The sequence below is a fragment of the Lactobacillus apis genome (assembly GCF_003150935.1).
Lineage (GTDB): Bacteria > Bacillota > Bacilli > Lactobacillales > Lactobacillaceae > Lactobacillus > Lactobacillus apis.
Map to the genome: position 1 here is coordinate 1,386,470 of NZ_CP029476.1, position 16,458 is coordinate 1,402,927.

At 38.6% G+C, this 16,458-nt stretch carries 16 protein-coding genes, 1 tRNA gene and 1 riboswitch; of the genes, 4 read left to right on the plus strand and 13 right to left on the minus strand.

The genetic code is table 11. From position 1 onward, the window contains the following. Positions 1 to 71: 71 nt before the first annotated feature. The 9 genes from DKL56_RS06605 to trpS all read right to left on the minus strand — a co-directional run bounded on the left by DKL56_RS06605 (position 72) and on the right by trpS (position 9,791). Positions 72 to 317 carry a Veg family protein gene (locus DKL56_RS06605; RefSeq protein ID WP_046307712.1) on the minus strand — a complete coding sequence of 82 codons (246 nt, stop codon included), beginning with the start codon at positions 315 to 317 and terminating at the stop codon, positions 72 to 74. A gap of 82 nt (positions 318 to 399) precedes the next feature. Next, positions 400 to 1,290 (minus strand): 16S rRNA (adenine(1518)-N(6)/adenine(1519)-N(6))-dimethyltransferase RsmA, encoded by an 891-nt coding sequence (rsmA, locus tag DKL56_RS06610; RefSeq protein ID WP_109715827.1) that lies wholly within the window; start codon positions 1,288 to 1,290, stop codon positions 400 to 402. Further along, positions 1,283 to 1,855, minus strand: coding sequence for a ribonuclease M5 (gene rnmV, locus DKL56_RS06615; RefSeq protein WP_046307716.1), 573 nt, complete (start codon positions 1,853 to 1,855; stop codon positions 1,283 to 1,285). Before rnmV ends, rsmA begins: the two co-directional genes overlap by 8 nt. After that, the gene (locus DKL56_RS06620) at positions 1,842 to 2,609 is read right to left on the minus strand and encodes a TatD family hydrolase (RefSeq protein WP_109715828.1); all 768 of its coding nucleotides are present in this window, start codon (positions 2,607 to 2,609) and stop codon (positions 1,842 to 1,844) included. Before DKL56_RS06620 ends, rnmV begins: the two co-directional genes overlap by 14 nt. Then, on the minus strand, positions 2,609 to 4,585 hold the full coding sequence (gene metG / locus DKL56_RS06625) for a methionine--tRNA ligase (protein ID WP_109715829.1): 1,977 nt from the start codon (positions 4,583 to 4,585) through the stop codon (positions 2,609 to 2,611). Before metG ends, DKL56_RS06620 begins: the two co-directional genes overlap by 1 nt. Positions 4,586 to 4,696: 111 nt before the next feature. Beyond that, positions 4,697 to 7,387, minus strand: a complete 2,691-nt coding sequence (gene mgtA / locus DKL56_RS06630; RefSeq protein ID WP_109715830.1) for a magnesium-translocating P-type ATPase — start codon at positions 7,385 to 7,387, stop codon at positions 4,697 to 4,699. An 86-nt stretch (positions 7,388 to 7,473) separates the two neighbouring features. Then, a riboswitch (M-box (ykoK) riboswitch) is annotated at positions 7,474 to 7,638 on the minus strand. Between the two features lie 62 nt (positions 7,639 to 7,700). Then, positions 7,701 to 8,357 carry a TPM domain-containing protein gene (locus DKL56_RS06635; protein ID WP_420812388.1) on the minus strand — a complete coding sequence of 219 codons (657 nt, stop codon included), beginning with the start codon at positions 8,355 to 8,357 and terminating at the stop codon, positions 7,701 to 7,703. Beyond that, on the minus strand, positions 8,287 to 8,766 hold the full coding sequence (locus DKL56_RS06640; RefSeq protein WP_109715831.1) for a deoxycytidylate deaminase: 480 nt from the start codon (positions 8,764 to 8,766) through the stop codon (positions 8,287 to 8,289). Before DKL56_RS06640 ends, DKL56_RS06635 begins: the two co-directional genes overlap by 71 nt. A 5-nt stretch (positions 8,767 to 8,771) precedes the next feature. Then, a complete protein-coding gene (gene trpS / locus DKL56_RS06645; RefSeq protein WP_109715832.1) occupies positions 8,772 to 9,791 on the minus strand; it encodes a tryptophan--tRNA ligase in 1,020 nt (339 codons plus the stop codon). Between the two features lie 96 nt (positions 9,792 to 9,887). Here trpS and DKL56_RS06650 point away from each other — a divergent pair, with 96 nt between their 5' ends. Then, positions 9,888 to 10,493: an SOS response-associated peptidase family protein gene (locus DKL56_RS06650; RefSeq protein WP_109715833.1), complete on the plus strand. Its 606-nt coding sequence runs from the start codon at positions 9,888 to 9,890 to the stop codon at positions 10,491 to 10,493. A 94-nt stretch (positions 10,494 to 10,587) separates the two neighbouring features. Further along, positions 10,588 to 10,658 (plus strand) — tRNA-Gly (locus DKL56_RS06655). A 58-nt stretch (positions 10,659 to 10,716) separates the two neighbouring features. Here the strand turns inward: DKL56_RS06655 and DKL56_RS06660 are convergent. The 3 genes from DKL56_RS06660 to greA all read right to left on the minus strand — a co-directional run bounded on the left by DKL56_RS06660 (position 10,717) and on the right by greA (position 13,342). Next, positions 10,717 to 11,379: a CPBP family intramembrane glutamic endopeptidase gene (locus tag DKL56_RS06660; RefSeq protein WP_109715834.1), complete on the minus strand. Its 663-nt coding sequence runs from the start codon at positions 11,377 to 11,379 to the stop codon at positions 10,717 to 10,719. Positions 11,380 to 11,487: 108 nt separating this feature from the next. Then, a complete protein-coding gene (locus DKL56_RS06665) occupies positions 11,488 to 12,804 on the minus strand; it encodes a Y-family DNA polymerase (protein ID WP_109715835.1) in 1,317 nt (438 codons plus the stop codon). A gap of 76 nt (positions 12,805 to 12,880) precedes the next feature. After that, the gene (gene greA, locus DKL56_RS06670; protein WP_046308155.1) at positions 12,881 to 13,342 is read right to left on the minus strand and encodes a transcription elongation factor GreA; all 462 of its coding nucleotides are present in this window, start codon (positions 13,340 to 13,342) and stop codon (positions 12,881 to 12,883) included. A 225-nt stretch (positions 13,343 to 13,567) separates the two neighbouring features. Here greA and DKL56_RS06675 point away from each other — a divergent pair, with 225 nt between their 5' ends. Next, on the plus strand, positions 13,568 to 13,990 hold the full coding sequence (locus DKL56_RS06675; protein ID WP_046307732.1) for an Hsp20/alpha crystallin family protein: 423 nt from the start codon (positions 13,568 to 13,570) through the stop codon (positions 13,988 to 13,990). Positions 13,991 to 14,135: 145 nt separating this feature from the next. Continuing rightward, positions 14,136 to 15,452, plus strand: a complete 1,317-nt coding sequence (locus tag DKL56_RS06680) for a C1 family peptidase (RefSeq protein ID WP_109715836.1) — start codon at positions 14,136 to 14,138, stop codon at positions 15,450 to 15,452. Positions 15,453 to 15,515: 63 nt separating this feature from the next. On the opposite strand, the gene DKL56_RS06685 is transcribed toward DKL56_RS06680, so the two are convergent. Further along, positions 15,516 to 16,454 (minus strand): nucleoside hydrolase, encoded by a 939-nt coding sequence (locus DKL56_RS06685; RefSeq protein ID WP_109715837.1) that lies wholly within the window; start codon positions 16,452 to 16,454, stop codon positions 15,516 to 15,518. Between the last annotated feature and the right edge of the window lie 4 nt (positions 16,455 to 16,458).

Sequence of the window (16,458 nt, forward strand, 5' to 3'; positions counted from 1 at the left end):
ACAAAAAAAGACACTAACATTTTACAAAATGTTAATGCCAAAAAGTATGATCTTTTTATTTTTAATCTAGCTTATTCAGCCGCATCATCAAATTTTAATGTGATATTTTTGGTTAACAAATCCGTGTAGCTATATGAAACATGTTCAAAGTTATTTTGGTCCTGATCCAAATCAACAACGAAAACAGCTGGGAATGTTTCCTTCAAGACCCCGCGTCTTTTGGTAACTTTTTTACGTCCTGCTCTTGCAACCACAGTCAAAGAATCACCCAAATGTGAATCTAATTTCTGCTTAATAGTAGTAATAGATGTTGGCACTGTTAACAACTCCTTTGGAGCTCTATTTTACTACAATATTATCATTTTTTCAATTCTTTTTAAGTGGTAGCCCAGAAGCTTTTCATGATTTTTGCGGTGAAATCGCGGCTGCAATCTGGATGAACTGCTTGATTGTGAGCTGTTCCGGTCTAATACGTGGATCCACTCCTAAAGAATCTACCAACTGTTTTCGTTGATCAGGATCTGGTACTAAATTCTTTAAATTATTATTTAAAGTTTTACGCCTTTGACTGAAACACATTTTCACTACCCAATTAAAGTGTTTCGGATCACCAACATCCATCTGTTCTGTCAAAGGAGTCAAAACAACTACACTTGAGTCAACCTTAGGGCGCGGAATAAATGAACTGCTTTTTACGTTTAGCGCAAGTTTGACTGTCATTTGCGTTTGAACCGCGATTGTCAAAGGACCATAAGCTTTACTATTTGGCTGAGCGTCTAGCCGCTCGGCAACTTCTTCTTGCATCATTAAAGTTAAACTAGTGAAATTTAAGTTTGCTTGATTCAAAAAGAAAATAATCGGAGTTGTAATATAGTATGGTAAATTAGCTACAACCTTAATTGGTTTTTTTACATCAAGGAAATCTTCAAAATCTGCCGGAAAGTCTGCCTTCAAAATGTCCTTCATCATTAGTTTAAAGCGGTCATCAAGTGGGGCGCCATCTATTTTAGCAGGGAGTTCACTATGTAAAATTTCCGGTAAACTCTCATCAACTTCGTAGGCAAAGACCTTTGCACCAGCAAGCAAGAGCTGCTCCGTCAACGAACCAATCCCTGGTCCAATTTCAATCACCTGATCACCAGGTTGAATTCCAGCTGCCTGAACAATCCCCTTAATTGCATCTAGATCAACTAAAAAGTTTTGTCCTAGGTTCTTCTTCGCCTTAATAAAGTAGCGATTAATAATTGCTTGAGTCCGAACCGCGGAACCAATTGGAATTTCGTTATTCATTTTTTGCCTCCTTAACGGCCTGCTCAAGTTGCTTAAGCGTAATACCAAATGTGCATAACCGGTTGTAAAACTGTTTTGCGTTGCCATAACCGATACGCAAGCTAATTCCCACTTGCTCACGTAATTTTCGCGAATTGGGCCCGCTTGATAAACCCAGTTTTTGATAAGCTTGCTTGCTAATATCACTAGAAGGAGCCTGCTGTTCATGTAAGTCGCTCAAAGCCCTAACAAGTGCCTGCTTTGAGGCATGCTCAACTCCCAGTGAATTGCCCTTTCCTTTTTTATGAGGATCGCCTTCTTTGCGTGTAATAAAGGCCTGCTTAGCACTAGGGACCGCCTCAGTAACTAATCTGCGGATTCTCTCACCATTAAGATCTGGGTCGGTTAAGACAATTATTTCACGTTTCTTTGATAATTCTTTTAACTCAGTCAAGACCACCGGTGGCACATCAGAGCCATTGGTTTCAATTGTTTCGATGCCAGGAAAAAACTGTTTTAGGCGAATTGTATCATCTTTACCTTCTACCACTACAACGGCATTAAATTGTTTTTTAGTTAAGACCATATACCCTCATCGTATTTTCATAAGTTGCCTTGGCAACTTCTTCTAACGGAATGTCTTTCAATTCAGCAATTGCTCTTGCAACGTAATAAACATTGCCAGGTTCATTTTGCTTACCGCGATATGGCTTAGGTGTTAAAAATGGTGCATCCGTTTCAACTAATAACCGGTCCATTGGTGTCTTCTTTGCGGCCTCATGAACCTCCGTTGCTTTGGTGAAAGAAACAACACCAGAATATGAAAAGCAGACGTTTAAATCTAAAAACTTTTCAAGCCAAGAAACATCACCGTTAAAACTATGCAAAACTGCCCCGTATTCTAGATTACTGTTCTTCAAAATGTCATAACAATCTGCAAAGGCATCCCTTGTGTGAATGTCTACGGGCATTTTCAATTCATGTGCAACCTCAATCTGGCGTGCAAATACTTCGCGCTGCTGTTCACGCGGAGATTCATCCCAGTAATAATCAAGGCCGATTTCTCCAACTGCAACAACACCAGGTATTTGCAGTTGTTCAATTAACTCATCTTCAGCCTTTTGGTCGTAATCTTTAGCAACATCAGGACAGTACCCGACCATTGCATAAACCTGCTCAAAACGTTGACTAAGTTCAATTGCGCCCCGATTAAACTCTGGATCTTGACCAACACAAATCATCTTATTAACACCCAATTGGCGTGCGCGATCAAGATAAAATTCTTCTTTACCCTGGAAAGGCCCATCTTGCAAGTGCGTATGATTATCAATTAATTCCATTAACCTAATTCGGCCCCAATTTCATGTTCGTCGCCAACAATTGCTAACTTAACTGTGCCACCTTTTTCACTTGATAAAAGCATTCCTTGACTTAATTGACCAAGCATTTTACGTGGTTTCAGGTTAGTAACTGCCAAAACTTTTTTATCCAGTAACTCGCTAGCATTTGGATAATACTTCCGAATACCACTTAAGATTTGACGTTCATCACCATTACCAAAATCAAGTTGGAATTTTAATAGTTTACTTGATCCTTGAACAGGCTCAACTGAAAGAATCTTTCCAACTCTAATTTTGACTTTGTCAAAATCATCAATTGAGATTTCTTTATCTTTTACTTTCTCACTGCGGCTTTCCTTTTTTGGTTTTGCCTTAGCCATTTCATCCTTGATGTACTTAATTTCGTCTTCTGGTTTCAAACGTGGATAAATTGGCTTTGGATCACTGATAACTTTGACATTCCAAGCAAAATCGCCAAAACCAAGTTGCTTTTGTTCAGAATTATCCCAATCAAGTCCCAGCTGTCTAAACATTTCAACTGGTGTTCTAGTCATAATTGGTGCAATTAATAAGGCAATGATTCTTAAGCTTTCAGCTAAGTTGGACATTACACGCGACAAGTCCTCTTTTTTGCCTTCCTTATTTAGTTCCCAAGGAGTGGTTTCATCAATGTATTTATTTGCACGGCTAACTAGTTTCCAAATATCTTCAATTGCTTGGGTAAAGTAAAGTTTATCCATATCTTTTTGATAATTAGCAATTGCCTCAGTGGCAACGCTAGCAAGCTCTTGACCGAACTCATCTTGGTCTTTAGCAACAGGCGCCACTTCACCATTTTGATATTGATTAATCATTGAAACTGTCCGGTTAAGCAAGTTACCTAAATCATTTGCTAAATCGTAGTTAACACGTTCAACAAAGTCTTCCGGTGTAAAGACTCCATCAGAACCAAATGGTAATGCACGCATTAAGTAGTAGCGTAAAGCATCTACGCCATAGCGATTTATGATAGATTCAGGATAAACTGCATTACCCTTAGACTTGGACATCTTACCGTCCTTCATTAATACCCAGCCGTGACCAATAACGTGCTTAGGTAAAGGCAAGTCTAGTGCCATCAACATAATTGGCCAGTAAATTGTGTGGAAACGAACAATTTCCTTACCTACTAGGTGAACATCTGCAGGCCAGTATTTCTTAAAGAGTGAGTCGTCATCTGAACCATAACCCAATGCAGTAATATAGTTAGACAATGCATCAATCCACACGTAAACAACGTGCTTAGGATCACTTGGGACAGGAATTCCCCAGGAAACAGTAGTACGAGTAACTGATAAATCTTCAAGACCAGGTTTAATGAAGTTATTAACCATTTCTTTTTCACGAGAATGAGGCAAAATAAATTCAGGATGGTCTTGGTAATATTGGTAAAGTCGATCAGCATACTTACTCATCTTAAAGAAGTATGATGGCTCCTTAACTAGTTGAACCTCATGACCTGATGGCGCCTTACCACCAATCACATTGCCTTCATCGTCCTTATAAACTTCTGCAAGTTGAGATTCAGTGAAATATTCTTCATCTTCAACTGAGTACCAGCCAGTGTATTCACCAAGATAGATATCGCCTTGTTTTAATAGTTGTTCAAAAATTTTCTGGACACCCTTAACGTGCTCTTCATCAGTAGTTCTAATGAATTTATCGTATGAAATATCTAGGCTCTTCCATAGCTTTTTGTATATTACAACCATGTTGTCAACAAACTCTTGTGGCTTAATTCCTTGCTTTTCTGCTTTTTGTTCAATCTTTAAGCCGTGTTCGTCAGTACCAGTTAAAAAGAAAGTGTCATAGCCTTGGCTACGCTTGTAACGTGCCATTACATCGGCAGCAATTGTTGTGTATGCATTACCAATGGTTAAACGGCCGGACGGATAGTAAATTGGGGTTGTAATATAAAAAGTTTTTTTATCAGCCATATTCTGTTCTCCTTAAGATTCGTTTAATTTCATTATATTATACTACATCAATAAAAAAGAGAATTCCTCACGGAGTTCCCTTTTTTAGATATATTATAAAGATTTGCCTATTTAAATTAAGAATTTTTCATCTTTCATGTAGAAGTGTTTTACAATCATCGTCAACAAGATATAGAGAACTAAAATCACTAAAACAATCCAGATAAAGGAAATTGGCATTGGTCCAAAGCCTAATTTTTGTGCAAGGAAGGAAAATGGAATCAATGTTCCAATTACCCCTGCGCCAAAAGTAGACAAAGTAACGCTTGGCGATGCGTGCTGGCCAATAAATGGTAAGCGTGGATCACGTAAAGCATGAATAACCATTTCTTGTGTCCAAAGTGACTCAATAAACCAGCCAGTGTGGAACAATGCGATAAACGCTGCTTGTTTAGCTGGCCCAATTGCAGTAAAGCTGCCACCAACTAAATGTGGACAAATGACGAAGTACAGCAGTGCAAACGTCAAAATATCAAAAACGGATGAAGTTGGTCCGAAGTAGAACATGAATTTTGGCAGCTTTTTCGTTGACCAAGTACGCGGCTCACGCAAGAATTCATCAGACATATCATCAAATGGTAGCGATAGACAGCTAGTTCCATACAGTAAATCTAGTGCTAACAGTTGTAATGGCAGCATTGGTAAGAATGGCAAAAATGAAGAAGCAACCATAATCGACAGGATATTACCGAAGTTGGATGATAAGGTAATCTTAATATACTTCATCGTGTTACCAAAGACCTTACGCCCAATTCTAACACCTGTTTCTAGTACGTTCAGATCTTTGTGTAATAAGATAATGTCAGCTGATTCCTTAGCAATATCAACTGCTGTATCAACTGAGATTGAAACGTCTGCGGCTTTCATTGCAGGGGCATCGTTGATGCCATCGCCCATGTAGCCAACCGTGTGACCGTTGTCTTTCAATAAGTTTATAATGTTGGTTTTGTCTTCTGGAGATAACTTAACAAAAATGTTGCACTCTTCCACCATTTTTGCCAATTCTTCAGGGCTCTTACCTTCTAAGTCTGCACCAGAATAGACAGTGTCAACATTCAAGCCAACTTGTAAACCAACTGTTCTGGTAACAGCTTCATTATCGCCCGTTAGAATTTTAACGGTAATTCCATCATCCTTGAGTCGTGCAAGGGCAGCCTTAGCACTTTCCTTTGGTGGATCAAGAAAGGCAAGGAAGCCGCATAGAATCAAATCACTCTCATCTTTAACAGAGAATTCACCAACGGGTGCTGGATTGCGCTTGTATGCCATCATGATAACCCGCAAGCCATCATCGTTCATATCATTGACTTTGTCCATTACCTTTTTCTTGCGTTCATCAGTAAGTGGCAAAATCTGTCCGTCAACCTCGATCTTAGTGGAAACAGCCATCATTTCCTCGGACGCACCCTTAGTTACCAAAAGGTGTTCACCGTGCTCACGGTCAGAATTTTCCACAACCACGCTCATTCTTCTTCTAGAAAAGTCAAACGGAATTTCGTCAATTTTGTTGTAGTCACGTTGAATTTCATTAATGTCTAGTTCATCACCGGCAGCTTCAATAATTGCCTTATCAATCAAGTTTTTCATTCCTGTTTGATAGTATGAATTCAGGTAGCCTAACTCCAAAACATGTTGGTTTTCGTGCAAGTTGAGGTCATAGTGACGCTCTAAAACCACTTTATCTTGAGTTAATGTACCGGTCTTATCAGTACATAGAATATCAGCTGAACCAAAGTTCTGGATTGAATTCATCTTCTTAACAATCGTGCCTTTTTTAGACATTTCGATTGAACCCTTAACCAAATTGGTTGTAACAATTACTGGCAACATTTCCGGCGTTAAGCCAACGGCAGTTGCGATTGAAAAGATTAATGCACTAACCCAGTCACCCTTTGTTAAGCCGTTAATAATGAAAACAAGTGGTGCAATAATTGCCGTCATGATAATTAACAGCTTAGAAACATTTTTGATACCGTCATCAAAAGCTGTGTTTTTGACATCATTGTGTGAAATGTCGTGGGCTAACTTACCAAACATGGTTCGTTCACCAGTGGCAAAAACCACACCTAGTCCGGAACCAGAAACAATTGTGGTCCCTTCGTAAAGAACATTAGGGTAGTCGAGGTAATCTCGATCGGCACCAATTTTTGGTTTCTTAGTCGCAATCTTTTCTACTGGATTCGATTCACCGTTTAGTGAACTGGATGAACAGAACAAGTCTTTACTATTTAAAAGACGCATATCTGCAGGAACCATGTCGCCTGCAGCCAGTCTGATGATATCGCCAACGACCACTTCGCTGGTATCAATTTCTTGGTCCTTACCGTCTCTGATAATGTCTGTTGTTACAGAAACCATCTTGAGCAGCGAATCGACCGCGTTTGATGACCTAACATTTTGAATAAAACTAGTTACTCCCGAAATAAATACCATGATTAACATGATTAAAACAGTAGTTAAGTCTTTTTCACCTGCTGGTACAAAAATATAATCTGTACATAGTGACAAAGCAGCTAAAACTAATATTACCAGTGTAAACGGTGTAATAAAGGCTTCTACCAAAAAGCGCAATTTTGAATTGTGTTGTGTGGACTCAATTGTATTTGCGCCATACTCCTCACGATTTTTTTCTGCTTGCTCAGTGGATAAGCCTTCACTACTTGCATGTAGTCTAGCTAAAGTTTCAGACCTGCTTTCTTTGGCAATTGCCTTCACCAGTTCTAAATCCTTGTTGCTGGTTGCCTCATTTGGTTTTCTCAGCATCATTCTCACTCCTTTTTTCAAAGAACTCAAACAAACTAAAAAGGGACCGCCTACATACCGCTGGCGACCCCTTTAAAACAAGGTATCATTAATACTCGTCGTTCAGTTTTAACACTACGTGACGTAAGCTTAGAGCTAGCTATCTGGTTGCCGCCTTATGTCGACGGAAACTATTTGACTCGTTGGCATCTCTGGATGTTTCCGGGCGATAGCATATGTTCACGTAGGAGTCTCACCTAACAGTTTATTTGTTGCTATTTAATTTTCATATTGAGTGTAATATATCAAACTATGCTAAGTCAAGTTATTTAATTTATTTCTTTAGTTGCATATTACTCTTGAAGAAATATAATAAGCCACCGATTACTAGTACTAGTGCCAAGGCAATCGGTAATGCCAGACGGCGCGGATGTGTAAGCTGTGTCCGTTCATCGTTTGATAAATCATATTTATCTAGTGCATATTGGTAGCGCTGATCAATTGTGGTAGCGCAAGCTCTAAAAACGAACCGCAGGCCCTTATTAAACTCTTTTTTATTGTTACTACGAAGCTGATCAGATTGTGACCGAATAATGTTACCCCTAATGTCAGCAGTAAAGGCACTATGTAGATCCTTGCTGGAATAAATCTGAACATTTTTCTTTTTATCCTTATAACCCACAATAATAAAGACAGTGCGCTTATACTTACTTAATTTCTTAGGTGTTAAATGATCAACCCGGTTGACTGTTTTTACAATGATCTTGGGTTGCTCACTGGTTTGTAAATAGCGGTTGTTTTTCTCCTTAATTAACTTGCTAGTTTCTTTTTCTACCAAATTACAGTTATCGTGTAAATCTGGATTTGAAAAAGCGGTCGTTGTTAGAAAAAGACCGATCAGTGCAATAACTGCTACTAGCTTAGTTTTCAGCATCTTCCAATTTACGTGCCAACTGCTCCACGTAATTTCGGTCGATTTTAATTTGCTCATAAGGAACCCCACAATCTTTAAACAGTGCAATTGTTAACGGACTGTCGTGATAGTCAAAATAATAATTAATCTTCTTAACTCCAGCTTGAACCAGCGACTTGGCACAATTATAGCATGGAAAATGCGTGACATAGATCTCCGTACCATCAGTTGAAACGCCATTACGAGCGCACTGAATAAGCGAGTTCATTTCGGAGTGAATGGTGCGGACGCAGTGCCCATCGACCAGCTGGTGGCCAACATCATCGCAGTGTGGTTCATTCGTAACAGAGCCATTATAGCCCGTACCAATTATCCGATTATCCTTAACCAGAACACTACCAACAAGCGCACGATCACAGGTGGAACGTTGGGCAATTACCAACGCCTGCATCATAAAATATTGCTTCCAAGGAATCCGATCACGCATCTTTTTTACCTCTTAAAATAGTTCAGACCGATTGCATCCCTTACCTCACTTAAGGTTTGATTTGCAACCTGGTTGGCTTTTTCCGAGCCTTCGATTAGCATTTCATAGACTTCATCTTGCTTTTGTTCATATTCTGCTCTGCGCTGGCGAATTGGTGCCAATTCGTTTTCAAGCACTTCATTTAAATAGCGCTTAATTTTGACGTCACCCAAGCCGCCTTTTTGGTAATCTTCCTTTAATTGCGCTACCTTATTTTTATCAGGATCGAAAATGTCGAGGTAAGTGAAAACAGTGTTGCCTTCAACCTTGCCTGGATCTTCAACATGAATGTGATTAGGGTCAGTGTACATTGACATGACCTTTTTCTGAACAGTTTCAGAATCATCAGATAGATAAATCGCATTACCTAAAGATTTTGACATTTTGGCGTTACCATCAAGTCCTGGTAAACGACCCTGGCCTTTTTCAGGAAAGTAACCTTCTGGTTCAACCAAAACATCGCAGTCATAAACGCGGTTAAACGTACGAACAATTTCACGTGCCTGCTCAAGCATTGGCTCTTGGTCATCACCAACTGGCACTAGTGTTGCCTTGAACGCCGTAATATCGGCTGCCTGCGAAACTGGGTAGTTCAGAAAGCCAACCGGAATGGAATCATTAAAGTTCTTTTGCTTAATTTCAGCCTTAACTGTTGGATTACGCTCCAAGCGACTCACAGTCACAAGGTCCATATAATATGCTGTCAATTCAAATAGAGCAGAAATTTGGGATTGCACAAAAATAGTTGATTTTTCAGGGTCAATGCCAACAGCCAAATAATCCAATGCAACTTGAATGAGACTATTACGGATTTTTTCGGGATCGCGGGCATTATCAGTTAATGCTTGTGTATCAGCAATCATGATATAAGGCTGATACTCCCCTGAATTTTGTAGCATTACCCGATTTTTTAAGGAACCGATGTAATGCCCAACGTGGAGCTTTCCGGTTGGGCGGTCACCCGTCAAAATAACTTTTTTAGCCATGGTTTTTACCTTTCTGAAAACTTAAAAACTGTTTTAATGTAATAATTATAGTTAATTCTACCAAAAATCAAGCAATGATTAAACATGGAGGATAAAATGTGCAATCAATTTCAGCTGCCTACCTTAGCAGATATTAAAAAATACTTAGTAAATGACTTAAACCTACCATTAATTGAACCCGATAAGAACTTACCACAAAATCAGGCAGTTTTTCCAAAAGGGGCCGCTTCAGTGTTGCTATACCAAAATGATCAGCTTCAACTCCAGTCAAAAGCTTGGGGTTACCCTAGTCCATTTGACCACCAAAAGGTGCTTTTTAACGCACGCGTTGAACGGTTTTTTGAGCAAAAGAAGTCAATGTGGGATTCTTCCTTTGCTAAATATCGGTGCATCATTATTGCTAGCCAGTTTTTTGAATCCAGTCATGAAACTTATGTTGCTGCTAACAACCATGAATATCACGAACGCTACTATTTTCAAACTGCTAATGAGCCATTAACGCTGATTGCCGGAATCTATCAAAAAGACCATTTTTCAATGGTAACTACGCAGCCGTCAGCAGAATATGCCAAAGTGCACGATCGGATGCCGCTAGTGATCAAACCTAGTGAACTACGCCAATGGCTCTTTCAGGACTTTTCATCCCTCGTTGATCGTAGTCACTTTCAGCTCACAAGTGCCAAGCTTCCTCAACGGCAGTAAGTATCTTTTTAAAATAACTTCAACTTCTTCATAAGCTAATTACCAAATCTGTGCTTGGTTTCAAAAAAGAAACATGGTAAACTATTTGAGTAATGCGGGTATAGTTTAATGGTAGAACGTTAGCTTCCCAAGCTGAAGATGCGGGTTCGATTCACGCTATCCGCTTAACAAGAAAAAGGCAACGATTAATCATCGTTGCCTTTTTTGTTTTATGTTATTTTGCTTAAGTCATAATAATTAGAATTACGCTATTTAGGACCGCCAAGTAGATTGGCATCCAAATTGTCTGGGTATGCAGATACGACCATGCAAATATTGCGCCAAAAAGCGCATTAACTAGCAAAAGCGCAATTGAATCTTGCCAGTTTAGCAAACTAAACAAAACGCCTGAAACAATAATACCCAAAACTGCTGTCATTACTGTGTTTTGGCGAAAAGCATAATTAAACAAGAAACCAGTAATTAAGAATTCCTGCAAAACTGGTATAACCACACCCAACGCCAATAAGAGAAACCAATAGGCTAAAGTCGATTCATGATGCAAATAAGCAATCTGAAAATGATACATTTTTAATTTTCCAGTTGATTGCAACCACGAAACAAAAATGCGTAAAACTGTTATAACAATTGTTGAAGCAATAATTAAGCCAAAGTTATTAAGCCAGGAACCAGAATAGCTTCTATCGAAAAAGCGTTGCTCACGATTAAACCGGTAAATGAAAAATAGCAACACCATCAAAGAAATGGTTATAAACAAAATCAAATCCCAGATGTGAATTGGTGAATTCATCGTAACCAGTTTGAACGCGCCGGCAACCATTAAGTAACCAATTAAATAGAAAATATAGCGTATTAGGTTACCCTGTCTTGATGCTGGTGTATTCACTATCAATTACCCCTATCTCTTTGTGTACCCTACAAATTCCATATTATAGCAAAAAAAGACTACTTTATGAAACACCAGCACGATTTTTCATTTAAGAAAGGCTAAGCACTAATCGTAAGCATTACCGCCATTATGGCCTCCAACCAAGCTACTACGTTTAATTGCAGTTGCGCCATGAAGCAGACTTGACGCCTTGACTAAGCTTGTAAAACCATATTTTTGTCTTATTTGATCAACTGTTTGATCAATTTTTTTCTTTTTAATCTGTTGACTTGGTTGCACAAAGAAGGTCAATTGTTGGTAATTATCGGGATGCAAATCACCACAACTCACCCCTAAAGCACGAACCCTTTCTCCACGCCAATTTTTGCGAAAAAGGGCAAGCACTTCTGCTGCAATTGCATCATTATCATTAGTTGGACAAACTTTTTGCTGAACGTTAAAGCATTTTCGTTTGCCCTTAAGCCGATATTTTGAAAAGTTCACCATTAGGCTAATGCATCCCGTCTGCACTCTATGTGATCTAATCCGAGCTGCCACTTGTTCACTAATTTCACGCAAGACAATCTCTATTTCACGCTGATCCGTATAATCTCTTGTCAAAATTTGTGAATTGCCATAGTTCTTCATTTTTGGAAAATACTGTTCTCTAATAATGCTTCGGTCAACCCCCCAACTCATTGCAAATAACTGCTCGCCCATTACGCCAAACTCTTTTTTTAGAATTGCAGGATCTGAATGTGCTAGTTCATACATATTATTAATGTTAAGCCGGCGCAAATGCTTTGCTGTGCGTTTGCCAATACCACAAACTTCTTCCATGTCTTTAATCTGCCAGATAGTATCTGGAACATCAATGTAGTGCCAATAGTCAATCATTGAGTGACGATGCTTAGCTGAGATATCCATTGATAATTTAGCCAATAATGGATTTTCCCCTATTCCACATGTGGTATAGAAACCAAGTTTATTTTTTATCTCAAGCTGTATCTTACGTGCAACTAAATATGGATCATCGCCAAATAGATGCCACGATTTTGTCATGTCAATCATGCTTTCATCAATGGAATAGGGATGAATATCTTCATCAGCCGCAAATTGACGAAAGATTTCAAGTATCTGCGTACTGCGCCTAATATATAAGTTCATATGCGGAGGCACCAAAATTAAGTCAGGTGCCTCTTTTTTGCTAGGAACATCACGAACCCGCATTACATTATTTAGACCATATTTTGCCTTAGCTAAGGGCGAAGCAGCCATGATTAAGCCAGAACCGTAACTTTCCTCATCTTGCTGATGAGACGCAACTGCCAATACCGCCTTCATTGGATTAAGACCTAATTCAATTGCTTCGCAGCTAGCAAAAAACGATTTATTATCAATCATAAACACAACATTATGAGGTTCATAACGATAATCATACATTTTTTACCACTTCCATTCCGAACTCTTGTTTGTATTATAAATTATACAAACGCAAGTTCGGTTAGGCAAGAATTTTTTATTCGACTGCAAGAATTGTCACTTGGTATTCACCCGCAGGGGCTGCCACATTTACTACTGCGCCAGCTTCTTTTTTATTTATTGCCTGGCCCAAAGGTGAGTCAAAGGAAATTTTGCCTTCGGCAATATCAGCTTCCATTCGTCCAACGATCTGATACTTTTCTGTTTCTTCATCATCATCAAAACGAAGCGTTACTGTTTTACCTAAATCAACTTTGCCATCATCGTTCTTTTCAATTACTTCAGCATACTTCAATTGCTTTTCAAGGTAGCGCAAACGACTTTGCAGGTGCCCCAAGTCTCTCTTAGCCTCTGTATACTCGGTATTTTCCGATAAATCACCAAGTGATCGGGCCTCCTGCAAAATTTTGATTCGTCTTGGTCGGTCCTTTTTTAAACGAGCAATTTCCTCTTCAATTTTTTGGTAGCCTGTTGGCGTCATTTTCTGATAATAAACCAAAGTTTTATCTCCTTTTTTACTTTTTTATAAAAATTTTCCACAAGTTTTTTCCTTGATATATCAGCATTTTCCTTCGATTTTTAGCACTCGACGAAGAAAAGTGCTAAAAAGTTGTTCACTTTTCGAATAATGGTACTATAATATTAATTGTAAGGAAGAAATGAAAGTCTTCACTTACATATTTAACTAAATTGAAAACAAAAAATTGAAAGGAAGTTTTAAATTATGGCAAATGATATGATGAATCGTCGTAATGACTTATTTGATGCAATGAATGATTGGTTTGATCTTCCTAGAAAGTTTTTTGACGATACTAATGTTGCCAAATTAATGCAATCAGATGTAATTGAAAACGATAAAGAATATGTGATTAAAGTTGATATGCCAGGAATGGATAAGAGCAATATTAATCTAAGCTACAATAATGGTATTTTAAGCGTTTCAGGCTCAAGAAAATCATTTAAAGATATGTCCAAGGACAACAGCCTTATTCATCGTGAAAGAATCGATGGTCACATTTCTCGTAGCTTTAGATTACCAAATGTAGTTGCAAGTGAGATCAGTGCAAAGTATGATAATGGTGTATTGACTATTACTTTACCAAAACAAAGTTCTGATCAAAGTGATAATTCAATTCAAATTGATTAGCTTATTTATATTTTAATTGCAAGAAGTTCTAGATAAGTTGCCAATACAAATAATTCTCTAAAGTGGGTTCAGCTATTGAACCCACTTTTCTTTTAGCTTAAAATAGAAAGTAATTTAAAATTAGATTAAAAAAGGAGAATTATCTATGGGACATCAAGTTACTGTCCAAGAACTAGAAAAGTTTACGGACAATTTTAATCAAAACCCTAAAAATCAAGTAGTTGCACGTGCAACGCAAAAAAGTGGTGTGTTAGCTGCTGCTTACAATGAACGTGTACAAGGTGAACTAACTCGTGTTTTCTCTACAGAATTAGACACAGAAAATGTTACTAATCAGCGTCAATCTGGTCGTTGCTGGGAATTCGCCACATTAAATATTTTGCGCCACAACTTTGGTAAAAAGCATAACTGTAAGAATTTTACTTTCTCACAAAGTTATAACTTCTTCTGGGACAAAATCGAGCGTGCAAACATTTTTTATGACAACATTTTGGACACAGCAGACAAGCCCCTCAACTCACGGACAGTTAGAGCTATTTTAGAAGGTGCCGGTCAAGATGGTGGTCATTTCCACATGGGAGCTGCTTTGATTGAAAAATACGGTGTTGTACCTTCTTATGCAATGCCTGAAAGTTTCAACGCTAATAACACCAGTGCCCTGGGTAAGGCTTTGGGTGACAAGTTGAAGAAAGACGCTTTGGTTTTGCGTAAATTAAAGCAAGAAGGAAAAGACGAAGAAGTCGAAAAAGCACGTGAACAATTTTTAGGTGAAGTTTACCAAATGACAGCAATTGCCGTTGGTGAACCACCAAAGAAATTCGATTTGGAATATCGTGATGACGATAAGAAATATCACTTAGATAAAGACTTAACCCCACTCGAATTTTTGCACAAGTACATGGGCGATGTTGACTTTGATGACTACGTTGTATTAACAAATGCACCTGATCATGAATACAACAAGCTCTATGGTTTACCATTCGCTGACAATGTTGAAGGTGTCTGCCGCATCAAGTTCCTAAACTTGCCAATGGAATTTTTGGAAACTTACGCAGTTAACCAATTAAAAGACGGTGAAGCTGTTTGGTTTGGTAATGATGTTGGTATACAAAGTGACCGTAAGGCAGGTTACCTTGATAACAATCTATACAAATTCAACGAGTTGTTTGGCGTTGATTTAACAATGTCTAAGGCTGACAGATTGCGTACTGGTGCTGGTTCAGCTACTCACGCTATGACGCTAGTCGGTGTTGATGAAGATAACGGTCACATTCGTCAATGGAAAGTTGAAAACTCATGGGGCGAACAAAACGGTGACAAGGGCTTCTTCGTTATGAATAATGACTGGTTCAAGGACTACGTCTACGAAGTTGTCGTACACAAGAAGTACTTAACTTCTGAACAACTTGCCTTGGCAGAAGGCCCAATTACAGATCTTCCTGCTTGGGATTCAATCGCTTAAACTAAAAATAGGCAAAATAAAAGAGTGAAGTTCCAAATTATGAACTTCACTCTTTTTTGTTTATTATTTTGCACGCATAAGTAATTCGTCAAACTTCTTGAAGAATAAATCTTTGTCTGCTTTAGTTACTAAAGTTATTTCACGGCCATTTGGATCTTCTTCCATTCGGCCAGCAGCAGTTCCCTTAGTGATGACTTTTACCTTACGTTTTTCTGCTGTTAAAACAACTTCAGGATAAAGTGCACTGATAACAGTTAAAATATCCCAAAAGTATAGTTGAGCTGTTTGAATTGGTGGATTAACCAGAAGACTATAAGCTTGACCAGCTAAATCAACAGCTGGATACTTGCGTAAACCTGCCCAGTGCATCTTCAATTCATTTGTTAGCGGTAGTTCTTCACTACTTTCTAGGCCAATGACTTCCATTGGAATATTTGAAGCTAGTACACGCTCAACAGCGTATGGATCCCAGAATGCATTCCATTCTTGTGTGCCATCTGCATTAACTTGGACAACATTTCCGTGACCATCAAGAGAGCCACCCATCCAATAAAGTTTTTCAATTTTTGATTCAATTTCAGGCGCAGCATCTAGGGCACGAGCCAAGTCAGTCAATGGACCTGTCATAACAACAGTTACAGGCGCAGTAGCATTTTCGAGCTTAGTGACCATGTCTAAGTGAGCAGGCTGGTCTGCTTCCTTGGTAACCATTTTGCCTGATTCATTGAGAATTGGTAATGAATTGAAAGAGTACGATGCTGTCCGCCAAGCTTCAGGAAACTGGTTAACAGCACGTGAATTTGACTTAGCAACTTCTAGCTTATCACCGCGCGTATTAAAACGATCGGTTAACTTACGGCAGACCTCAACTGATGGATCAACATAACCGTCGGCATCGATTGCACCAACACCAAGCAACTTGATTTCTGGTGCTTGTAAAAACAATAGGTATGATACTAAATCATCGATATTACCATCGTGATTGAAATAGAATTCTTTCATTTTT

Coding starts and splice junctions, on each gene's coding strand:
- rsmA (WP_109715827.1), bottom strand. CDS start 1,290: ATGAATAACGAAATTCCAATTGGTTCCGCGGTTCGGACTCAAGCAATT.
- rnmV (WP_046307716.1), bottom strand. CDS start 1,855: ATGGTCTTAACTAAAAAACAATTTAATGCCGTTGTAGTGGTAGAAGGT.
- DKL56_RS06620 (WP_109715828.1), bottom strand. CDS start 2,609: ATGGAATTAATTGATAATCATACGCACTTGCAAGATGGGCCTTTCCAG.
- metG (WP_109715829.1), bottom strand. CDS start 4,585: ATGGCTGATAAAAAAACTTTTTATATTACAACCCCAATTTACTATCCG.
- mgtA (WP_109715830.1), bottom strand. CDS start 7,387: ATGCTGAGAAAACCAAATGAGGCAACCAGCAACAAGGATTTAGAACTG.
- DKL56_RS06635 (WP_420812388.1), bottom strand. CDS start 8,357: ATGAGCAAATTAAAATCGACCGAAATTACGTGGAGCAGTTGGCACGTA.
- DKL56_RS06640 (WP_109715831.1), bottom strand. CDS start 8,766: ATGCGTGATCGGATTCCTTGGAAGCAATATTTTATGATGCAGGCGTTG.
- trpS (WP_109715832.1), bottom strand. CDS start 9,791: ATGGCTAAAAAAGTTATTTTGACGGGTGACCGCCCAACCGGAAAGCTC.
- DKL56_RS06650 (WP_109715833.1), top strand. CDS start 9,888: ATGTGCAATCAATTTCAGCTGCCTACCTTAGCAGATATTAAAAAATAC.
- DKL56_RS06665 (WP_109715835.1), bottom strand. CDS start 12,804: ATGTATGATTATCGTTATGAACCTCATAATGTTGTGTTTATGATTGAT.
- DKL56_RS06675 (WP_046307732.1), top strand. CDS start 13,568: ATGGCAAATGATATGATGAATCGTCGTAATGACTTATTTGATGCAATG.
- DKL56_RS06680 (WP_109715836.1), top strand. CDS start 14,136: ATGGGACATCAAGTTACTGTCCAAGAACTAGAAAAGTTTACGGACAAT.
- DKL56_RS06685 (WP_109715837.1), bottom strand. CDS start 16,454: ATGAAAGAATTCTATTTCAATCACGATGGTAATATCGATGATTTAGTA.